The 20,411-nt window shown below is 33.2% G+C and carries 19 protein-coding genes and 1 pseudogene; 16 read left to right on the top strand and 4 right to left on the bottom strand.

Going from position 1 to position 20,411, the window contains the following annotated elements:
• Window positions 1–45: 45 nt before the first annotated feature.
• Window positions 46–819 (bottom strand): ATP-binding cassette domain-containing protein, encoded by a 774-nt coding sequence (locus tag YN1551_RS05830; RefSeq protein WP_012717373.1) that lies wholly within the window; start codon window positions 817–819, stop codon window positions 46–48.
• 144 nt (window positions 820–963) lie between these two features.
• Here YN1551_RS05830 and pstS point away from each other — a divergent pair, with 144 nt between their 5' ends.
• From pstS to YN1551_RS05870, 8 genes are all read left to right on the top strand, one after another.
• A complete protein-coding gene (pstS, locus tag YN1551_RS05835) occupies window positions 964–2,181 on the top strand; it encodes a phosphate ABC transporter substrate-binding protein PstS (RefSeq protein ID WP_012717374.1) in 1,218 nt (405 codons plus the stop codon).
• Between the two features lie 2 nt (window positions 2,182–2,183).
• The gene (gene pstC, locus YN1551_RS05840; RefSeq protein WP_012717375.1) at window positions 2,184–3,068 is read left to right on the top strand and encodes a phosphate ABC transporter permease subunit PstC; all 885 of its coding nucleotides are present in this window, start codon (window positions 2,184–2,186) and stop codon (window positions 3,066–3,068) included.
• On the top strand, window positions 3,065–3,883 hold the full coding sequence (locus YN1551_RS05845; RefSeq protein WP_012717376.1) for a PstA family ABC transporter permease: 819 nt from the start codon (window positions 3,065–3,067) through the stop codon (window positions 3,881–3,883). Before pstC ends, YN1551_RS05845 begins: the two co-directional genes overlap by 4 nt.
• Before the next feature lie 223 nt (window positions 3,884–4,106).
• Window positions 4,107–5,132, top strand: coding sequence for a pyridoxal-phosphate dependent enzyme (locus tag YN1551_RS05850; RefSeq protein WP_012717377.1), 1,026 nt, complete (start codon window positions 4,107–4,109; stop codon window positions 5,130–5,132).
• Window positions 5,129–5,791: a DUF72 domain-containing protein gene (locus tag YN1551_RS05855; RefSeq protein ID WP_012713867.1), complete on the top strand. Its 663-nt coding sequence runs from the start codon at window positions 5,129–5,131 to the stop codon at window positions 5,789–5,791. Before YN1551_RS05850 ends, YN1551_RS05855 begins: the two co-directional genes overlap by 4 nt.
• A gap of 84 nt (window positions 5,792–5,875) precedes the next feature.
• The gene (gene proC, locus YN1551_RS05860; RefSeq protein ID WP_012717378.1) at window positions 5,876–6,700 is read left to right on the top strand and encodes a pyrroline-5-carboxylate reductase; all 825 of its coding nucleotides are present in this window, start codon (window positions 5,876–5,878) and stop codon (window positions 6,698–6,700) included.
• A 54-nt stretch (window positions 6,701–6,754) separates the two neighbouring features.
• Window positions 6,755–8,911, top strand: coding sequence for a hypothetical protein (locus YN1551_RS05865; protein WP_012717379.1), 2,157 nt, complete (start codon window positions 6,755–6,757; stop codon window positions 8,909–8,911).
• Window positions 8,908–10,518: a hypothetical protein gene (locus YN1551_RS05870; protein ID WP_012713864.1), complete on the top strand. Its 1,611-nt coding sequence runs from the start codon at window positions 8,908–8,910 to the stop codon at window positions 10,516–10,518. The genes YN1551_RS05865 and YN1551_RS05870 overlap by 4 nt, the downstream gene beginning before the upstream one ends.
• On the opposite strand, the pseudogene YN1551_RS05875 reads toward YN1551_RS05870, so the two are convergent.
• A pseudogene (locus YN1551_RS05875) lies at window positions 10,499–11,766 on the bottom strand (hypothetical protein). The gene YN1551_RS05870 and the pseudogene YN1551_RS05875 overlap by 20 nt on opposite strands.
• Before the next feature lie 15 nt (window positions 11,767–11,781).
• On the opposite strand from YN1551_RS05875, the gene YN1551_RS05880 reads away from it, so the two are divergent.
• Together YN1551_RS05880 and YN1551_RS05885 are read left to right on the top strand one after the other, a co-directional pair.
• Window positions 11,782–12,069 (top strand): hypothetical protein, encoded by a 288-nt coding sequence (locus YN1551_RS05880; RefSeq protein WP_012711599.1) that lies wholly within the window; start codon window positions 11,782–11,784, stop codon window positions 12,067–12,069.
• The gene (locus tag YN1551_RS05885) at window positions 12,054–12,719 is read left to right on the top strand and encodes a hypothetical protein (RefSeq protein ID WP_012711598.1); all 666 of its coding nucleotides are present in this window, start codon (window positions 12,054–12,056) and stop codon (window positions 12,717–12,719) included. The genes YN1551_RS05880 and YN1551_RS05885 overlap by 16 nt, the downstream gene beginning before the upstream one ends.
• A gap of 37 nt (window positions 12,720–12,756) precedes the next feature.
• Here the strand turns inward: YN1551_RS05885 and YN1551_RS05890 are convergent, their stop codons facing one another.
• The gene (locus YN1551_RS05890) at window positions 12,757–13,446 is read right to left on the bottom strand and encodes a hypothetical protein (protein ID WP_012713862.1); all 690 of its coding nucleotides are present in this window, start codon (window positions 13,444–13,446) and stop codon (window positions 12,757–12,759) included.
• Window positions 13,447–13,505: 59 nt separating this feature from the next.
• Between YN1551_RS05890 and priX the strand changes: the two genes are divergently transcribed.
• From priX to YN1551_RS05915, 5 genes are all read left to right on the top strand, one after another.
• Complete coding sequence (priX, locus tag YN1551_RS05895) at window positions 13,506–13,970, top strand: DNA primase noncatalytic subunit PriX (protein WP_048051913.1); 465 nt, start codon at window positions 13,506–13,508, stop codon at window positions 13,968–13,970.
• Between the two features lie 49 nt (window positions 13,971–14,019).
• On the top strand, window positions 14,020–14,259 hold the full coding sequence (locus YN1551_RS05900) for a hypothetical protein (RefSeq protein ID WP_080513534.1): 240 nt from the start codon (window positions 14,020–14,022) through the stop codon (window positions 14,257–14,259).
• A 132-nt stretch (window positions 14,260–14,391) separates the two neighbouring features.
• Window positions 14,392–15,315 carry a hypothetical protein gene (locus YN1551_RS05905; RefSeq protein WP_012717382.1) on the top strand — a complete coding sequence of 308 codons (924 nt, stop codon included), beginning with the start codon at window positions 14,392–14,394 and terminating at the stop codon, window positions 15,313–15,315.
• A 38-nt stretch (window positions 15,316–15,353) separates the two neighbouring features.
• A complete protein-coding gene (gene leuS / locus YN1551_RS05910; protein WP_012717383.1) occupies window positions 15,354–18,158 on the top strand; it encodes a leucine--tRNA ligase in 2,805 nt (934 codons plus the stop codon).
• A 2-nt stretch (window positions 18,159–18,160) separates the two neighbouring features.
• Complete coding sequence (locus tag YN1551_RS05915) at window positions 18,161–19,096, top strand: nucleoside hydrolase (protein WP_012713858.1); 936 nt, start codon at window positions 18,161–18,163, stop codon at window positions 19,094–19,096.
• Here the strand turns inward: YN1551_RS05915 and YN1551_RS05920 are convergent.
• Window positions 19,093–19,248 (bottom strand): AbrB/MazE/SpoVT family DNA-binding domain-containing protein, encoded by a 156-nt coding sequence (locus YN1551_RS05920; RefSeq protein ID WP_009991401.1) that lies wholly within the window; start codon window positions 19,246–19,248, stop codon window positions 19,093–19,095. The genes YN1551_RS05915 and YN1551_RS05920 overlap by 4 nt on opposite strands.
• Before the next feature lie 169 nt (window positions 19,249–19,417).
• Between YN1551_RS05920 and YN1551_RS05925 the strand changes: the two genes are divergently transcribed.
• A complete protein-coding gene (locus tag YN1551_RS05925) occupies window positions 19,418–20,404 on the top strand; it encodes a tetratricopeptide repeat protein (RefSeq protein ID WP_012716316.1) in 987 nt (328 codons plus the stop codon).
• Window positions 20,405–20,411: the final 7 nt, after the last annotated feature.

A 20,411-nucleotide genomic window follows, 5' to 3' on the forward strand; every position in this document is an offset into this window, starting at 1 on the left:
ATTTTTATAACTTAACTATGTTTTCATCAAAGAAATTAATTAAATCTAACTTATCCTACCTATAACGTATTTTTCAGTTAACTCGTTTTTTGGCGAGGTAAATATTTCATTAGAAGATCCACATTCTACTAATTCTCCATTGTATAAGAAGGCTACATAATCAGCAACTCTTGCGGCTTGCTGAGGATTATGTGACACAAGAACTATAGTCATTTCTTTTTTTAGCTCCGTTATTAATTTCTCGATATCTTGAGAACTAACTACATCAATCATAGATGTAGGCTCGTCCATTAAAAGTACTTTTGGCTTAAGCGCAAGTGCTCTGGCTATTGTTAATCTTTGTTGTTGTCCACCTGAGAGTTGAGAAGCTGGACTATTTAGCCTATCATGTACTTCTTTCCATAGCCCTACCTTTCTTAAGCTCTCCTCCATTATTTTCTTTATTTCCCTTTTATCTTTGATCCCGTGTGACTTTAGCGGATATGCTATGTTATCATAAATGCTAAGATGTGGAAATGGATTAGGCTGTTGAAATACCATTCCTACTTCTTTTCTAAGTTTTATAGCATCTATTTGAAAGATATCTTTGCCAAAATATAGAACCTTTCCATCAACCTTTATTTTACTATCATAGATCTCTATTAATCTATTCAAAACTTTTAATAATGTTGACTTTCCAGAACCTGAAGGCCCCATTATACCAAATATTGAATTATTAGGTATTTTAACAGTGATATTTTTCAGTATAGCTTTATCGTCTATATATAAATATAGTCTAGATATGTTAAATACGTCCTCTGCGCTTTTTCCAGCTTCCATTGCGTTCTACTCATACTTCTGTTTTTGATATATAAAAAGATAATCTATATAATCTATATATACTACTATATCCTATTAAGAATACTATATTTTATATACAATATGTTTATAATCCTACTCTAATAGTTAATCTCAAGATAGGTCATGAAAGGGTTTTCAACTTTGGCAGCTGTGATAATATTAATAATAGTTGTTATTGCAGTGGCAGGGATTTTTTTCGTGATATATTCCCAAGGTGGTCATAGCACTACAACTACTTCAACAAGTTCATCTTTTTCTACTTCGTCACAAGCTTCATCATCTCAAACTACAGCCTCATCACAAATTTCGGCAAGTATTGTAGCTGGTGGTTCTACTTTTGTTAATCCAGTAATGCAAGTGTGGGTTAAAGATTTCCAGTCAAATTATAATGGAATCCAAGTAACTTATAGTTCAGTGGGTAGTGGAGCAGGAGTGAATAATTTCTTACTAGGTGCCTATGACATAGGAGCTACAGATGCTCCTCCGCCCAGTAATTTGTATCAGCAATTTACTCAAAAATATGGTGAAGTTCTCACAATCCCTGATGTTGTAGGTGCAGAGGATATAATATACAATATTCCAGGCTTTTCTGGTACCTTGAACTTAACAGCTGATGTTATAGCAAAGATATACTTAGGGCAAATTCAATATTGGGATGATCCAGCAATAAAAGCATTAAATCCTCACTTTAATTTCCCTCATCAAAAAATAATAGCAGTTCATAGAAGTGATGGAAGCGGCACTACCTTTATCTTTACATATTGGCTTTACACCTCATCTCAATCTTGGAGGAGTTCAAATGTTAGTTATGGTTATACCGTTAACTGGCCGGTAGATAAACTTGGAAACGGATTAGCAGGTAAGGGAAATGATGGAGTTACAGCGTATGTATATCAAAATCCTTATTCAATAGGCTATGTTGAGGCACAGTACGCAATATCGAATAATTTAACTCCAGCGGCCGTATTAAATCCATCCACAGGCGAGTATGTTTTACCAACTCAAGCTTCAATTGAGACCGCAGTTCAAAACGCTAATTTATCTTCGCTTCCTTCTTCATTGACAGTAGATATGTCTCGATATCTTTCAGTCTTCTTAAACGTTAAAGCACATAACGCTTATCCTATAGTGTCGTTTTCATGGCTAGTTATTAAGGTAAATTATACCGATAAGTCTAAGGCAGAAGCGATTTACTTATTTTTGAAGTATATTGTAACTACTGGACAGACTGAATTACCATCGGGGTATATTGAATTACCATCAAATATTCAACAATTAATTCTACAAAATCTTAAGCTAATATCATATAATAATACGTCTGTTTATACCTTGGTGAGCTAAAAATGATAACAATTAAAAGAAAAAGAGAAAAAATTTTTTATTTTCTACTTATACCTTCATCTGTAGTAGTCTTTACTTTTATATTGATACTGAGTGTATTAGTGTATAATTCTATTCCTGCTTATGAGAAAGTTGGTCTTTCGATTTATACTAAAAATATATGGAATCCTATTTACGATCAGTATGGTGGTTTAGCAGCGATTTACGGTACGATAGTAACAAGTGTGTTAAGCGTAATGATATCTATCCCATTTGCTACTGCTTTTTCCATTTTTGTTAATGACATTTCTCCAAAAAAAGTTAAAAGTTTTCTAGTTAACCTTTCGGATCTTCTGGCGGCTTTTCCTACAGTGCTATACGGATTCTGGGGTCTTCTATCACTTGGCCCATTTTTATCTCGCACATTATTTACGTTTCTAAGCTCTCACGTTGGGCTTCACCAAACTACTAATGGACCTAGTATATTACTGGCCTCAATAATATTGGCAATTATGATAACACCTTTTGCATCTTCTCTCATAAGGGAAGTTTACTTTCAAGTTCCTAGGTCCTTTGAGGAAGCTGTGTATTCTCTAGGGCTAGGTAAGTGGGAGTTAATTACGCTGAAGTTTTCCTACATTAAAAAGGCTTTCTTGGGCGCATATGCATTAGCATTTGGAAAAGCAGTTGGAGAAACTGTGGCAGTAAGCCTTACAATAGGCAATGTATTAAACATTTCACCGAACATATTTGAACCGGGTTATACGATACCATCTTTAATTATTAGTCAGTTTGGAACTGCGTATGGAATCCAGTATAATGCAATGTTTGCACTTGCGTTATTTCTTGTTGTAATAGGGTTCATATTTATAATAATCTCTAAATTAATCTTGAGGGTGAGATCTTGAGAAGAAAAGATACTGTAATTGTCTCCCTTATAACATTATTAGTTATATTATTTTTACTTCCTATAACATTTCTTTTTTACACTGTAGTTGTAAATGGATTAAAGGTTATAATTAGTTATGGACCTAGATTTTTTATAGATTTGCCTCCAAATCCTGGCGAGGGATTAGGCGGTATAGGTCCAGCTCTAGAAGGCTCTTTATACATGGTCTCATTAGCAGTGCTAATCTCAGCTCCTATCTCCGTATTTACTGGAGTTTTTTTATCGTTCTTCGAAAGGTCAAAAATAGCTAGTTTAATTAGAGCAAGTTTAGAGCTAATAGTTGAATTGCCAACTATTGTCATAGGTATAGTCATATTCGCAATTCTAGTTCTAGAAATTGGTTTAGGATTAAATGGGATTACGGCCGCTATGGCATTAGCAATTGTCATGTTGCCCTATTCAACTATACAAATTAGCGAAGCCCTAAGAATCCCAAAGAAGCTTTACGAAGAGGTCGCCTACTCCCTCGGTTTAACCACCTGGCAAGTAATAAAATTAGTCATGTATATAGGAAGAAGAGGAATAATAAATGGTCTATTAATAGGCTTCGCAAAAATAATAGGCGAGACTGCTCCCATAATTTTCCTCACTTCTTCCACTGCTAACCTTTATATAAAGACTTTTAATACACCTGTTACTGGAATTCCAGTAATGATATATAATTATGCGTTTAGCGGCTACTCAAACTTAAACGAAGTAGCTTGGGGAGCATCTTTTGTATTAATAATTCTTGTTACAATAATATTTGTCGTAGTTAGAAAAATGGCAAAATAAGTTCACATTGTCATCATTGACCTACAAATCAATTAATTTAATTAACCTTCAAGAAGAGAAGGCATTAAACTGATTTACTTAATGTACGTTTAGTATATTAGGAAGAGAATTTATAGCTTAATAGTAATAATATGAATAAGTTTTATCATTTAACCCGTTCTTAGGTTCCTATATAATCAAAGCCAGCAAACTTGTTATATACTTTAGATTCGTGATTAGTAGTATGGTAAAAGAGGTTTGTATGAAATGCAGAAAGGAAAGGGAAAGTATATACGAGATTAAGTGTAACAAATGCGGAGGACCATTCGAGATCCTGATAGATTTTGAATTTGATAAGAATTCTGAGAGAGGTTTTCCCTATAGTGAAAAGATTTTCCCTTACATCAAACATTTCATATCCCTAGGAGAGGGAAGAACTCCATTAATTAAAAAGGGGAACATATGGTTTAAACTCGACTTCTTAAATCCATCAGGATCATACAAGGATAGAGGAGCAGTGACTCTGGTCTCTTATCTTGCGGAAAAAGGTGTAAAACAAATTAGTGAAGACTCTTCTGGAAATGCAGGATCAGCAATAGCTGCGTATTCTGCAGCTGCTGGTATTGAGGCATACATTTTCGTTCCTGAAACGGCAAAAGGAGGAAAACTTAAGCAAATAGAATCCTACGGTGCTCACGTTGTTAGAGTAAGGGGGAGTAGAGAAGATGTAGCAAAAGCTGCAGAGAATTCTGGTTACTATTACGCATCACATGTTTTACAACCTCAATTTAGAGATGGGATTAGAACTCTGGCATATGAAATTGTAAAGGATTTAGATTGGAAAATTCCTAATTATGTTTTCATTCCAGTATCAGCAGGAACTTTACTTTTAGGTGTTTATAAGGGGTTCAAGCACTTGCTAGATTCTGGTGTCATATCGGAAATGCCTAAAATCGTAGCAGTCCAAACAGAGCAAGTTATGCCACTTTGTGCTAAATTCAAAAAGATTTCTTACACACCACCAGACAAGGTTACCTCCATTGCAGACGCTTTAGTATCAACTAGACCATTTCTACTAGATTATATGGTAAAGGCTTCTAGTGAATGCATAGTTGTAAGCGATAATGAAATAGTAGAAGCTTGGAAAGAATTGGCTAAAATGGGACTGCTGGTAGAATATAGTTCTGCTACTGTATTTGCTGCTTATAAGAAATACAGTGTTAACGATGCAGTATTAGTTTTAACCGGTAGCGGATTAAAGGTATTATGAAGATTTTTGTTGGAACCTCTGGCTGGACGTATGACTGGAATGATGATGGTACTTTAGAGTGGTATGTTAAGAATAGTGGGCTTAACGCAGTAGAGGTTAATATGTCGTTTTATCGATATCCTACAAGAAAACAAGTTGAAAGGTGGAGTAAATTTAAGGAGATTAGATGGATAGTAAAGGTAAATAGGAGAATCACGCACATGAAAAGGCTAAAAGATTTTCAGTCTTGGAAAGAGTTTCAACAAATAGTTGACTCATTGAATCCAGATTTTTATTTGTTTCAATTACCACCAACTTTTAAGAGGAATTCAGAAAATGAGAAGAGAGTATTTCAATTTGCTGAAGTATTAAAGGATAAAATGGCCGTTGAGTTTAGGGACATTCAATGGTACTTAAAGCCCCTTAATGTTACTTGTGTAATTGTCTCAATAGATTCACCAATAGGTACTTATGTTATAAAGAATAACGATTACATTTACCTAAGATTGCATGGAAGAGATGTTTGGTACACTTATGATTACTCTGAGAAGGAACTAAAGGAGTTAGCAGATAAAATAATCTCGTTGAATCCTAAGTACGTTTATGTGTTCTTTAATAACAATCATTGGATGCTTGATAATGGTAGATATATGCTTAAAATTTTAACTGAGAAATCTTAAAGTGTGTGATGATAAGGGACCACATGGAGTGGTGAAGATAACTTACCCGTCTGAATATTTAAGTTCCAGAGCATTTTGAAAATTATGCAAGATTTAACTATTGGAATATTAGGAGCTGGTAAAATAGGTTCTGCAATAGTAAGGGCAATAAGGCTAAAGTATCCTAGCATCCACGTAATTGCTACTGCGAGAAAAGATGAGACTTTAAGAAATGTAAAAGATCTAGAGGTAGAGACTACTAAGGATAATAATTATGCAGTTAATAAATCAGATGTAATTATCTTAAGCGTTAAGCCTCAGCATTTTCCTACTGTTCTAAGGCAAGTTGGCATAGAGTCATGGAGAGATAAGGTAGTAATTTCAATAATGGCAGGAGTTAAGTTATCTACATTATCTACCCTACTTAATAATGCTGAGGTTTATAGAGCCATGCCAAACATTAATGCAATAGTATATAAGTCTACTACTACAATTGCTGAGAATAACGGGAAAAGTAGAGAATTAGTGGAGAACATATTTAAGACACTAGGTAACGTATACTGGCTTCCAGAAGAATACTTGGATATTTGGACTGCACTAGTAGGCAGTGGTCCAGCTTTTATATCTGAAATTATAGATGCGTTAAGTTTAGGTGCAGTTGCTTGTGGAATGCAAAGAGAGATAGCCTACAATGCGGTTTTGGATATGATAAGTGGAACTATAATTATGCTTAAGGAGGGTAAAATAGATCATCCTATGCTATTACGTGATCAAGTGACTACGCCAGTCGGTACCACAATAAGGGGACTCATGGTTATGGAAGCTAAGAGCGTTAAGTCAGCGTTAATTGAGACAATAGAGGCATCATATAAGAGGGCAGTTGAAATAGGCAATGAGATTGACAAGAGTATTAGGAATAATAGCAAATAAGGAGGTGATGATTAAGCTTAATAATAACATGCGAAAATAATTATTGCGCTCAATATGGATAAGCGTATAGCGACAATCATATTGAGTATAGTAAATATTATAGGTATATTTGAATTTCCATTATACGAATCGTTCATAGGGTTCTTCTTTATTTCCTCCGCCTTGTCTATCCTTTATGAATCTCAACTGTCCTTGATTGTACCAACAGTTCTATTCGCATCATTAGTTTTATTACATATTATTACTATCCAATTACAAAAACTGATTATATTATCTATTCTGATGTTGATCTCGATTATTGGGAAAAATAATAAATGGATTTATTCAATTCTTATAACCCTTGCGCCGGGTTTAATTATAAATAATCTCTACCTCTTATTAATTGTATTGGCATTACTGATTCCCCTATTAATAAAACTTGGAGGTGAACCAAGGACTATAATCATTTCGGGTATTTTATATTTAATCTATTCCGGTATAATATTTCCAAATAATGAAGCACTAGCTAATCAGATTTCACAGATATCATACTTTTATCTAATGTTTGGAATAATAGGGATAATTGTTGAAGACAAAAGAATTACTAGAATTACGTTAAGAAAAATTCTCCCATATTTGTCTTTCATTCCCGCATCTTTTGCATCAATAATGTTAGGATACCCAAGCGATTCTTCCTTTATTTATTGGTCATTACACTCATTTTATTTCTCGCACTTATATTTACCTTGGATATACGAAATAGGTTATAATTCGAATCAGCACTTAATCGCGGGCTGGTTTTTTGCTTATCTTTTAGCACTTCTCATAGAGAACCCTTTAATAACAGCGGAAGTATTTCTGTGGATTTTTACATTCTTATCCGGTTTAACGTCATATTATGTATTTAAGAGACTTAATTTGAAATATCCACTACTTTTCTCAGTGCTATATCAGATTAATATATTTAATCCCATAATATCTCACTCAATTTCAGTTTTTTCATACGCATTTCTACCTTTAGTCCTATTCTTTGCATATAATAAGAATAAAGTACTCTATTCAATTCTAACGCTAACTGCAGCATCTTCTATCCCGATCTTCATATCTACTCTGGTAATTCCATTAGTATACCGTAGGTATTACTTCCTATTATACGCCCTAGGTGTTAATGCGTTTTGGCTAATTCCCTTCTTAATCTTTGGTTATTATAGATTTACATTTAACGTATCTAACATAGAAGTTCTTATCTCAATTATTCTAGTTTCAATGTCTGTTCTTTTATATCAATTGAGGCTTAAAAATATTGAGATAGTTTATATGATTTTTATATCATTCATTCTACAAATATTGGGAATAAATACGGGACCATTAATTCTTCTTGCTACTATTTTAATATTTGGAAGCCTAAGAGACATCAGTGCTCTTTACTTGACCTTGCTTACTGGTCTAGTTATTCTATCTATTAGTAGTTTTTCATACGGCGTAATTTCAAGTTACGCAAATACAGCGTTTTACACATACAATCTGCCTAATTTACCTAAACCTGGAGAGTATGGATTTGGAATTATGACGCAAGTTAACGATCTAAACCTAACTGCTAGTGGAATGCCAACACAATCAATATCCTATAATGTTAGGTACTTTATATATAACTCACGTGTTATTGAGAATCCCCTTTACTTTGGATTTCCAATTCCAGCTATACCTAACTACACGCCACAATTAACGTTTTCTTACATTTACTCTAATTCTTCAGTTAAGGTAATTTACTCGCCCTTTGATAAACCGTTAGGCCTCATACTTTACTCTAACGTGACACCATCAAAAATTGCAATAGTATTTCCAACGCAGATTGATAACATTAGTGGAATAAAAGGTCTGGTAAAGAACGATACAGTTGAGATTATTACTAATAGTTCCTTAACCATAATAGGAGGTAAAGTAACTGTAGATAATAGATCAATCTTTTCATCCTATTATAAACCTAAAATAACAACAAGTATAGCGATTGGCGAAATTACTGAAATTATAGAGTCGAATTATTCAATTTACCTTTCAATACACGAGAGCTTAACTATTAACGGAAAAGTAGTAAATCACTCAATAATTCTCCCTCCAGGCAAGTATACTATCGTGATTTCTGATGAAAAGATTGAATATGTAAGCTATGCTTCAATATTCCTTAGTGTAGCATCTTTAGTACTATTAATAAGAAGAGGGATGAGAGTATGAAAGTATTGCTGGCATTAGCGATATTGTCACTTTCCCTTTCTACATTCGTAATCTCATCTTTCTCGATTGTGATAATATCGCCTAACATATTAAGGGTTTTATCGTATCAGCAAGTTGGAAATAGTGTTTCCAGTAGTCCATTATGGTCCAACGGAACCGCCATAGTGATTCACAATACGACTTATGAGTCAGTAATAGGTTCGCCTTATAGTTATGCTGTACAAGAGGTAAATTTTTCTAATTATTATAACTTCAACTATTCAACTAGATATAGTTACTTATCAGGTGTTCAAGCAGGCGCTATAATATTAGGTGGAAACGTAGATTTGAAAAAACCAGCAAATCAACAGCCGTATGTGTTAATTTATTCTGTAACCTCCGGCCAATTATTAGTTAAGACTCCCAACACTAGTTTGCTAACTGTAGCAAATAATCTACCAATTAGCGTAAGTGGTTTTCTTTTAATTCAATTTTCAAATGTTGAAGGTAATTTAACAGTCGTCTATATTTCATTAAACGGTAACATTACCAGATTAGTATATATAACGCCTATACCTTGGTCTGAGGTGAAATATGCTGGTTGGTTTCAAAATTATGGTTTTTCCTACGTATATTACGTTGCACTAGCTAAGTGTGTGGAAACTCAACCAATGATAGCTGGAGAAACTTACTTATCGCCAGATATTGTTAGCTCTTCAACATGGAAACTTGGAGTTGCTAAAATTATTAACATAACTTCAACGTATGAGACAGTAGAAGGGCTAGTGGGTGGTAGTTATGTAGCTCAGTTCTATAATATATCACGATTGAATTATCTTATTTTAACGGTTAACTTTACGTATTATAATGGAAGCGATGTTGGGGTTGAACTTTTAGGAAGCAATCTAAATTTGATAAAGACCGATCTCTCACAAAAAGTTTATGCTTTGTTATATTCTGTAAATAATGGACAATTACAAGTTAAGCTACCAAACTCAGGTTTTAGAATTATCAATAATACTTTGCCAGTTATTAGAGGAGGGTTACTGAGTATAGTGTTTTTGGATAATAATAATAATATAAGTTTATATGAAATTATTAACGCTAGTAAAACATACTATTTAAACATTACTACACCTATACCTTGGTCGAATATAAGTTATATTGGATGGAGAACCGATAATGGTATCTCAAAAATTTTCTTTGTTCTTCCAAATTTCATAATAGGATTACAAAGCATTCTAACGTTTGAATTTTTAGGAAATAACGCTACTGCTGTTCCGAATCAAGAATTCTACGTATATCTTGGCGATAATCTATCAAACTTGCAACTTTATTATAAAGGTCACACTGATTCCAATGGTCAATTTTCACTTCCATTACCCATAATATATCCCTCAACAACATCTTATGAATACGTAAGGATCGTTTGGGTTAATTCATCGACAAACGTAACCTTAATAATACCATTAATAAAAGGTGGAAGCAATTTATATATTCCTGCTAACGTCATATCAGTTGAGGAAAAAAGTATTGATGTAACTGTAGACTACTATACACTATTTTTATTTATTGTACTTTTGTTCTTATTGGTAGCGTATATTTTTGCTAGAGAAAAACGCTTTTGAAATATCCTAGTTTTACGTAATTGTTTAAGAATTCGTTAAGCTTGTTGACGTATTCCGTAATAGGACAATTCGTACATATTTCGTCACTGTTCAAAATCTCCTTAGAGTACCAATATAGGATTGGATTCGCTAGTTCTATTCGATTCTCCATGGTTCTCATCACTATAGGTATCGAGTAGTTAACGTTAGTTTCTCTCTCTATTATATCTTTAGTCAACCTAGAGTAGTTACTCTTTGCAATGTAAGTGTTTAGTAACTTCATTAATATGTTATCAAAGAACGAGTAATCCTCATTTCTCAGTATATATAATGAAGAATATATATATATTCATTTACCGTAAATACGTTCTTCTCATGAAGTTCTCCAAGATTTATATCGCCGATCTGAACAATATTGTTACCATCACTTCCCAAGAATAAACCAACTTTGACATTATTTCTATCTAAACTATTTTTATTGTTTAATATTTCAACTTCTTCGGTATGTAAACTACCTTTTTTACTTACTGAGAACATATTCACTTTATGCTTTACTAGTTTTAGATTTCTCTGCAACATACTGACGGAAGTCTGGCCTAACAACTCAACATCGTTGTATAGTGCAGTAAAGAAAGTTAACGATTTTCCATTTAAACTTGTGGTCGAGAAAGGATTAGAAGTATTAAATCTATCTAGTTTAAATAATGAAAGAACGTTATATACTGTTCTCATTTCTCTAATTTTATATGGCGTGACTTGATTTCTTTCGACGATGATTGGTGAGGAAGAAGGCAATTCCATAATATCTATCACACCCAATTCCAATGTTAAATACAAATACTTTTTCTCACCTAAATGCAATAAAGGAATAATGTGTTTTTGTGGTATTTCAATTCTCTTGTATTCGTCAATTGAAGGTGGTTTTGGTCTTTCCCTTTTTCTTCTCTTTGATTTTTCTTCTTCTCCTCTTTCATCTATGCAATTCCCGAAAGAAACTCTTTGCGAAATCTTTAATTCCTCTATAGGTTGCGATATTATATCCTCTATCTAATCAATTAGCTCATATATTGCCTTGGGAACCGTGGTTCTGGTAAATCTCTTTGTTATCCTTTTCGCTATTCCATTAATGCAGAGAATTGCAGTTAACGTATGAGGATCTTCCTTGACTAAAACGATTTGCGTTCCATTACTCGTCTCTAATGCAGTAAAAGTTCCTTCTAAACTGTGTTCTATAATATATTCAAGGAGTTGGTAAGATTCTTCTTTCATTTTGCCCTTTTATAATTGCTAACCATTTTTATACATATTTTTCATAAACTCTTTTGGATGGAAACAGCTTTACAGTTGGCGAGAAAAGGGAAGATATTATATGCTCTAATGTTCCTAAAGGATTATGTAATAGAAAATCAAGAGAAATGGGATGATTCTGTGGAGTCTTGTAGGGAGCTTCTAAATGCAATAATGAGTATGCCTTCACTTAATGACGAAAGTTGGAGAATCTTCGTACCAAGCATTACCTTAGAGGAGTTTGAAAAAATTACTTTTAGGGTAAGTGAATGTATGCGATATTAGCATATATTGACACTATAGTTTTTAATGTTGTTAGGAAAGCCGCTTACGAAAATTTTTGTACAGTGTATGCAATAAAATCCTATTCACCTTCGAAATTAGTAGCTTTCGTGGGTAATATCATAATTGTCGTAAGTAGAAGTAATACGACTGTTAGAATAAGTGCAAAATGCGGAAACAAGAAAAAACCGTTTTATATAAGAGTAAACAAGGATAGAATAACTTACGATGGAAATGAGATTGATGCAAATTCATTCATTTACCATATTGCATCGATAGAAAACAGATTATATGAATCTTTAGTACTAATGAGTGAAAATTGTAATACCCAAGAGATTTGCTACAAACAAAACAAGGGGATAAAGGAAATTTTAGTAGAAGGTAAAAAGATAAATATAAATGAAGATATTAAACGTAATTTAGAACAACTTTTAACAATACTCTATAAGAGAGAAGTTTCTGTAGAATGCAATAAAAGTTCTTTATGTGTAAAGAAAGTTATAGCAACTAGAAGGAAAGTTTACGTGCAATTAATTGATGCTAAAAAGGAAAATTATTGGTACCTCGAGCTCAATGATTTAATAAATAAAATGCCAGACCATGCTCAAGAAATTCTTAACATTATAAAGCAAATTCGTACTCAGTTAAGCTAGTTTTTCAGGCTTAAATCTCAAACCTTTTGCTATTCTTTCATAGTTTTGAGTATAGTCTTTCGAAGAAGCTCAAATCACCTAGAGATGAAATTAAGACTGCCTTTACTCCTAAATTATCAAGCGAATGGATAATTGAAAATATCTCATTCTCTAAGAAATAAGGTTGATCAAGATTCTTTACTAGTTCTCTATTCTTTTCAGTTATCACTATTAAATAAGGGATTGCTCTATCAACAAGCTTTGAACCATAATACTTAATCTGATCTACGTTTTTCATCCTAAGAACTAGGAAGAAATCAGCATTTGACTCCAATCTAGCCATAACTTCGTTGTCGTTTTTTCTTAAACTTATCATCATTCCACTTTTCACACCATATTCCTTTGCCACATTTACAGCATCATCTGACGACAAATAACCCACTTCTTTGCCATATTTTGGTTTATCTCCTTTTGTAAAAGCTAGTTGGACATCTAACATCTTAGCAGTTATTGACAACGAACGAATAAATAATTCGTTAACATCTAATAGTCTTTGGTTTATAATTATTGTTTTTTTATCTAGAGATAGAGAGTATCTAATTAACGAAGCTATAAATGATGGCATAGGCGATGGTATACCTAGAGGTGAGTCGGGTATATCAAATCCATCAAATGGGGATAAAGTTTTTATTTCCTTTAGCAGTTTCTCGATTTTTTTCTTGGGATGTAGTTCTACTAATATTTGCATTTAGAGTAGTAGTACAGATTTTAAGCTATATTTTTTTCCTTGAGTATCAATCATCTATTGTGAGCCAAGAGAAAAAAGTTAGAAGAATTATTCTTCACTACCCCGATGATACGCCTGCTGGACACATAGAGTATGCCGATGGTTTTTCCTCAATCTATGACAATGAGGGAAATTTCTTGTTTAAAGTGGAAGGAAAATTTCCACCTCCACCTAAAAAGTCGTCAGATTATTCGTGGATAGAGAAGGTTTTAGAAAAAGGATTACAAGACTCAAGGAAAAGATTTATACTTTATGTTGCATCCAGATATTTAGTAAATGTAAAAGGTATTGATGAAGATGTTGCATTAAATATCTTAAAGGAGTTCTACTATAAATTGCAATCTGGGAAAGTTTATGAAACTTGGTTAAAATCTGTACTAAATGGAGTTAAAAAGAAAGGATTGCTTCCTTGGTCATTAAAGAGAATAGAGGAAAGAGATAAGGAAATGTACAATGAGATAATGAAAGCATTAAAAAATAACTAGATTTCATGAAAAAGATCCATTATGAACAATTAAATTGTTTTTATGGTTAATGCTTAAAACCCTAGTTGAAGTAAGATATATTATGAAAGATAAGTACTTTATTACAACTTGGCTGCTAATATTGGTTCCTTTAACAGTATTCCTCATAATAACAATATGGGTTGTTGATTTACTGTTTCTAGCTCCTCAATGGAGGCAAGCAATTCCAGCAGTTGTAGGATTTGCAGCAACATTCTTAGTATTGGGTGTATTTATAAGGGGAAAGTTTGGAAAATTGGTATTATTTTAATTTTTTTTTTAAAAAAAAGTCATTACTTAAGACTTTCATCATTTTTTCAGACGCTGGCGAATCAATCATCTAACTTAGATTGTTGACAGAAAAATTTAAATTTTATTAGGGTAACCCTAATATTGTGAGAAAATGATAAGCCTATCCACACTACTAAATCCACCAGAAGGATTAACTCTATCAGAAATACTTGTAATCTCGTTAATTTTAGGTATGCTTCATGGTGCAACTCCAGATGAGCATACATGGCCAATAACGTTCAGTTATGCGATAGGAAAATATAGTTCAAAAGAAGGAATGAAAGCTGGATTTTTATTTTCACTAGGTTTTACCATTCAGAGGGCATTTCTAACCACATTAGGTTTTATAGGTTTCGCAACTATCTACGAAAAATACAATTTGGATGGTCCAGTATATACTATAGTTGGAATCGTCATGGCTATTGCTGGTTCTTATATACTAAAAGGGAGATATCTGCATTTACCAATAGACGTTCTATTTAAGAGCAAACATCATAGTACCAAAACTAGTGGAGTAGAATTGTATGATATACCGTTAAAAATGACTATAGTTCATGGTCTAATTGCTGGTTTTGGGTTTGGAGCCTATGCTAGTATAATAACGTTTGTTTTAGCACCCCAGTTGCCCTCAATAGTTTATGCGCCGTTGCCAGGGCTAATGTTTGGAATAGGTACAATGATTATGCAGATGATATTTGGTGCAATGTTTGGCAATATATTGCGTACAAAAAGGTTAACAGAGGAGGAGATGTCATATGTTGCGAGGAAAACTGCAGGGAGAGTACTTTACTATGGCGGTTTGGTATTTACTATGGTGGGTTTGCTTATAATAGCGTTCCCAGTTATTGACAACTTTGCAATATCAACCGGAAATCCAATACCTAATCTTGATGCTATAGATATAGGATTCTTATTAGTGCTTAGTGTTGTCGGTATAATAGGTATTAGTAGTATAATTCTAGGAATTAAAGAAGCTACTAGACTATCTAGAACAAATCGGAAATCTGCTAACTTCTCTGCATATAAAAAGTCTTAAGTTATAACGTTTTTAAGATTAGAAAGCATTTTAGTTTTATGTATAATGATTTCTTCAATTCCATAGCTTCTAAATGGCAAGCGGAATGGGAAAAAAGTAAGGTATTTGAAGCAAATATAGATTACTCTAAACCAAAATTTTTCATCACAGTTCCTTTTCCTTATACAAATAGCCCAATGCATGTTGGTCATGGGAGAACCTATGTTACTGCAGATGTTTACGCTAGATACTTAAGGATGAGAGGATATAACGTACTATTCCCGTTTGCGTTTCAATTTACAGGTACTCCGGTATTGGCTATAGCCGATTCAATAAGAAGAGGGGATGTTGATATGATAGAGTTCTTTAAGAGCGTTTATGGAGTACCAGAAGATAAAATCAAGGAATTGGGGGATCCATATAAGTTGGCTGAATATTTTAAAGAAGAAATGAAAAATACGGCGAAATCTATTGGAATGAGCATTGACTGGAGGAGATCTTTTACGACAACTGATACTAGGTTTGAGAAGTTTATTCATTGGCAATTAAGGAAACTAAAAGAACTGGGTTATTTAGTTACTGAAGATGACGTTGTTGGCTATTGTCCTAATGATAATTTTCCAGTTGGCATGCATGATACAAGAGGTGATATAGAACCGGAAATCACCACAATGAACGTTATCTTATTTGAGGGTAGTGAGTCCTATAATTTCATGGTAGCTACCTCAAGACCGGAGCTAATATTCGGGGTAGTCGCACTAATGGTAAACTCTGACGCGAATTACGTAGTGGTTGAATATGAGGGCAAGAATTTCATAATATCAGAGAAGGCCTACAAGAAATTATCCTATCAGAAGGATATGAAAATGATAAAAACTATTTCTACATCAGATATCGTTAAATTATACGGTATAAACCCAGTAACTGGAAAAAAGCTTGAGATTATTAAAAGCAAACACGTTGATCCATCGCTAGGAACTGGAGTTGTAATGAGTTATCCAGCTCATGATCCATTTCATTATTTGGCAATTACTGAGGCTAATAAGGAATTTGAAATAATACCAGTAATAGAGACTGAAGAACTCGACGAGATCCCTGGTGAAAGTGCAGTTTTACAAACCAAAAACATTTATGCGTTAAAGGACTTCATGGAAAGTATCTACAGAACTGAGTACTATAAGGGATATATGAAGGATACAATATTATCTCTAGTTCCAGACTTCTTAAAACAATACGTAAAGGAAAACATCGTTGGGAAGCAAGTTCAAGAGGCAAGAAAAAATACAATAGAGTTATTGAAATCTCTAAACATATACGATACTATTTATGAAATCTCGAATGGTCCCATTTACTGTAGATGTGGAGCTGAAATCGTACCCAAAAAGATAAAGAATCAATGGTTTATAGCTTATGATAATCCTAAGTGGAAAGCGTCAGTACTTAAGGCTATTAATAATATTGAGTTAATACCAAATCTAGCTAAAAGTGAACTAGAAAAAACTATATTCAATACTAGAAGAGAACCCATAGGGAGAAGTAGGGGTATTGGAGTTAAATTACCATGGGACGAGTCGCAGATTGTTGAAAGTTTGAGCGACTCCACATTGTACACTGTCCTATATACGATAATCTACAAGATGCCCGTCGACATTGATAATGAGCTCTTTGACTTTATGTTTCTAGGAAAAGGAGATACTAAAGAACTGGAAAAGAAGTACGGCGCAGATCTTGTCCAGCTAAGGGAAGAATTCTTATATTGGTATCCGGTAGATCAAAGACATACTGGAAGAGATTTAATCCAAAATCATATACCATTTTATATTTATAATCATCTTGCAATTTTTGGTGAGAAATACCTTCCTAAAAGAATTGTAATCAATGGCTTTGTGAGGGTTGGAGGAAGAAAAATGAGCAAAAGTCTAAAAAATATTTATACACTATCAAAAGCAATCAAAGAATTTGGGGTAGATCCAGTGAGAATAACATTGACTTCAACTTCTGATCTACTGCAAGATTTAGACTTTAATGAAAATTTGGTAAACCCAATAGCTGAACAACTAAAGAAGGTTTATGATCTAATTGATAGATTGTTAAGTATAAACACTGAGATTAAAGGGCTAAGAACAGCAGACGAGTGGCTTTCTTCTAAAATTAGGGAAATAGTAGAAAAGGTGAAGAATGACATCACATCTTTTGAATTTAGAGATGCTGTAAATTTTCTCCTTTATGAAATGTATGATGTTTTAAGAGATTATTTTGATCTAATTGAAATACCCAATCAGGAGGTAATAAGGAAGATATCGTCCATATGGATAAGGGCTCTTGCACCATTTGCACCACATATTGCAGAGGAATTATGGCATAAAATCTCAAGCACTTTTGTCTCTTTAGAAAAGTATCCAGACCCAAATGAATTGGATCTGTACCCAGATGCAATTCTTGAGATATCCTATATTAACGAGATCATAGAAAATGTAAGGGAGCTGGAGGACCTTGTACATAAGAAAGCTGAAAAAGTAGTAATATACATTAATGAGAGTAAGAAAGTCAAAGAACTAATGAAAAACGCAATAAGTGCAATTAATGACGGAATCTCTCTAAGGGAATTCGTTATGAAAACTGGAGATAAGATTGCTGAAAAAGTTTATGTCGTGGTCTCTAAATTAGACAAGTCTATAAGAGATTACCTATTGAAAAATGAGGTGGATGAAGAGCAAATAATAGTGAAGAATATGAATTTCTTATTAAAGAGATTGGCAGTTTCAGAGATTGTAATATACAACGCAGAAGACCCCACAGTACCAGACGTAAAAGGAAAGAAGTCTCAAGCATTACCTTTAAGTCCAGCTATTGTGATAGAATAATCATGAGACATTTTATAATAGATTGTGATACTGCTGAAGATGACGTATTAAGCCTATATCTTTTGTTAAAGAACAACATTGACGTAATTGCATTAACTGTTGTTGAGGGTAATATATTATATGACCAAGAGATAAAGAATGCGCTATGGGCTTTGGAACAAGTTAACCGTGAAATTCCAGTTTACCCTGGTGCTAAAAAGCCATTAATAAAAAATTACATGACAGTAGAAAAGGTTCATGGAAAAGGTGGAATAGGCGATATATTGGTAGAACCCAAGAGGTTAAAAGCCAAAGAGAAGCATGCTGCATTAGCAATAATAGATTTGGCAAGCAAGTATGCGGGAGAATTGGAATTCTTAGCGATTTCGCCTCTAACTAACTTAGCTCTAGCTTACTTATTGGATAATTCGATAATAAAGAAAATTAAGAAAGTCTGGATAATGGGTGGAGCAGTATTTGGAATAGGCAATATTACTCCAGTGGCAGAGTTTAATATTTGGGTAGATCCAGATGCTGCTAAAATAGTATTTAACGCTGGTTTTGATATTACCATGGTACCGTGGGACGTTATAATTAATTATCCAGTAACGGATGAAGAATGGAATCTAATTAAAAACATGAGGACCAAAATGAGCGAACTTTACGTTTTGATGTATTCACATTATAGGAAATACTCCTCAACAATTCAGAAGATAAATGGACATCCACACCCTGATGCAATTACTACTGCAATAGCTATCGATGAGAGGTTAGCAACAAGGAAAGAGAAAAGGTTTGTGGCAATAGACAACACTGATAATATTACAAGAGGTATGACACTAGTAGATAGATTCGATGCCGACACTAGCTGGTCTGACAAACCTAATGCTGAAATAGTTTATGAAATAAATAAGAGGATGTTCATGGAAAAAATATATGATTTATTAAATTGGTTTTAGCTCTTTAAAATCTGAATCTTTACAACTCCTTCGTTTTCATCGTAAATTACCTTAACTAAATCTCCTTCCTTTACTGGGAATTTCTGTCTTACTTTTGCTGGTATTGTTACTTGATAGTTACGAGAAACCTTTACAACTTCTTCAACTGGCATAAAAATGTATTAGTAAAAGAAGGTTTAAATATTTTATCAAACTCTAAGAAAAGACAATCCTTGAAACTATTAAGGACTATTAAATATATAATGCATTAATTATACAGTTATATGAAAAATACTAATGTTTCCATAATAATTTTATGCCTCCTTTCCTAATTTTACGAAAATGGAAAGAATAGCAGAGCTTGAAGAACAACTAAAAAAGGAGAAGAACAAGGAGAAGAGAAATATTCTATATACTACACTTATTCAAGAATATTATAATCTTTATAAAAAATATAAAAATATGGAGTTCCTAGATAGAGCATTATCTATAGCAAATGAAATTGAGAAGAAAAACCCTACTATCCTAAATTTTTTGGGGCTGATATATCTAGAGAAAAGAAAGCCAGATATTGCAATTTTAACCTTTAAAGAATTACTTAGCGAGTATAATCTAAATAATGAAGATAAAAATATCATTCTATATAATTTATCTTTAGCTTATTTTCAAAAAGGGGAGCTATCAAACGCGTATAACACACTAAAAAGCTTAGTATTAAACTCGAAAGAAGAGATAAATGCGCTAAGCAAAAAACTATTGGCGAAAGTTTGTCTAGCATTAGGGGAAATCAAATATGTAGAAGAAGCGAGAGAATTGTTGGAAGAATTCGAAATTCCCTCTGAGGATCTCGCAATAACATATGCTGCATTAGCTAAATATTATAATGACACTAAACTACTAGAAAAGGCGAAAAGTATTGCAACAGTTTTAGGAAATGAAAAAATTCTAGCGGATATACTTTCAATATCAGATAATGAGGAAGATCTAAGAAAAGCTATCCAAATTTATGAAAAACTTGGAGATTACAATAGTCAATTAAAACCACTATACAAACTATCGAATAGAGACCCATCTTTGCTTGTGGAAATATTAGAAAAGATAAAAAATCTTGAGGATAGTAAAGACAAGCTAAACATCCTCTATGACATTTACAAGAGGACGAAGATAGTACAATTTCTTAAAGAGGCAATAGAAACTGCTGAAAAACTTCAAGACTACATTTTCCTAGCTAGGGCTTATTCAGAGCTAGCCAGTTATGAGGAAGAGGTGTCTAATCTACGAAAAGCAATCTCGTTCTATGAAAAGTACATTCAGAAGAATCAAGAGTAAAAATATA

Origin of the sequence: Sulfolobus islandicus Y.N.15.51, from assembly GCF_000022485.1 — an archaeon.
GTDB classification, from domain to species: Archaea; Thermoproteota; Thermoprotei_A; order Sulfolobales; family Sulfolobaceae; genus Saccharolobus; species Saccharolobus islandicus.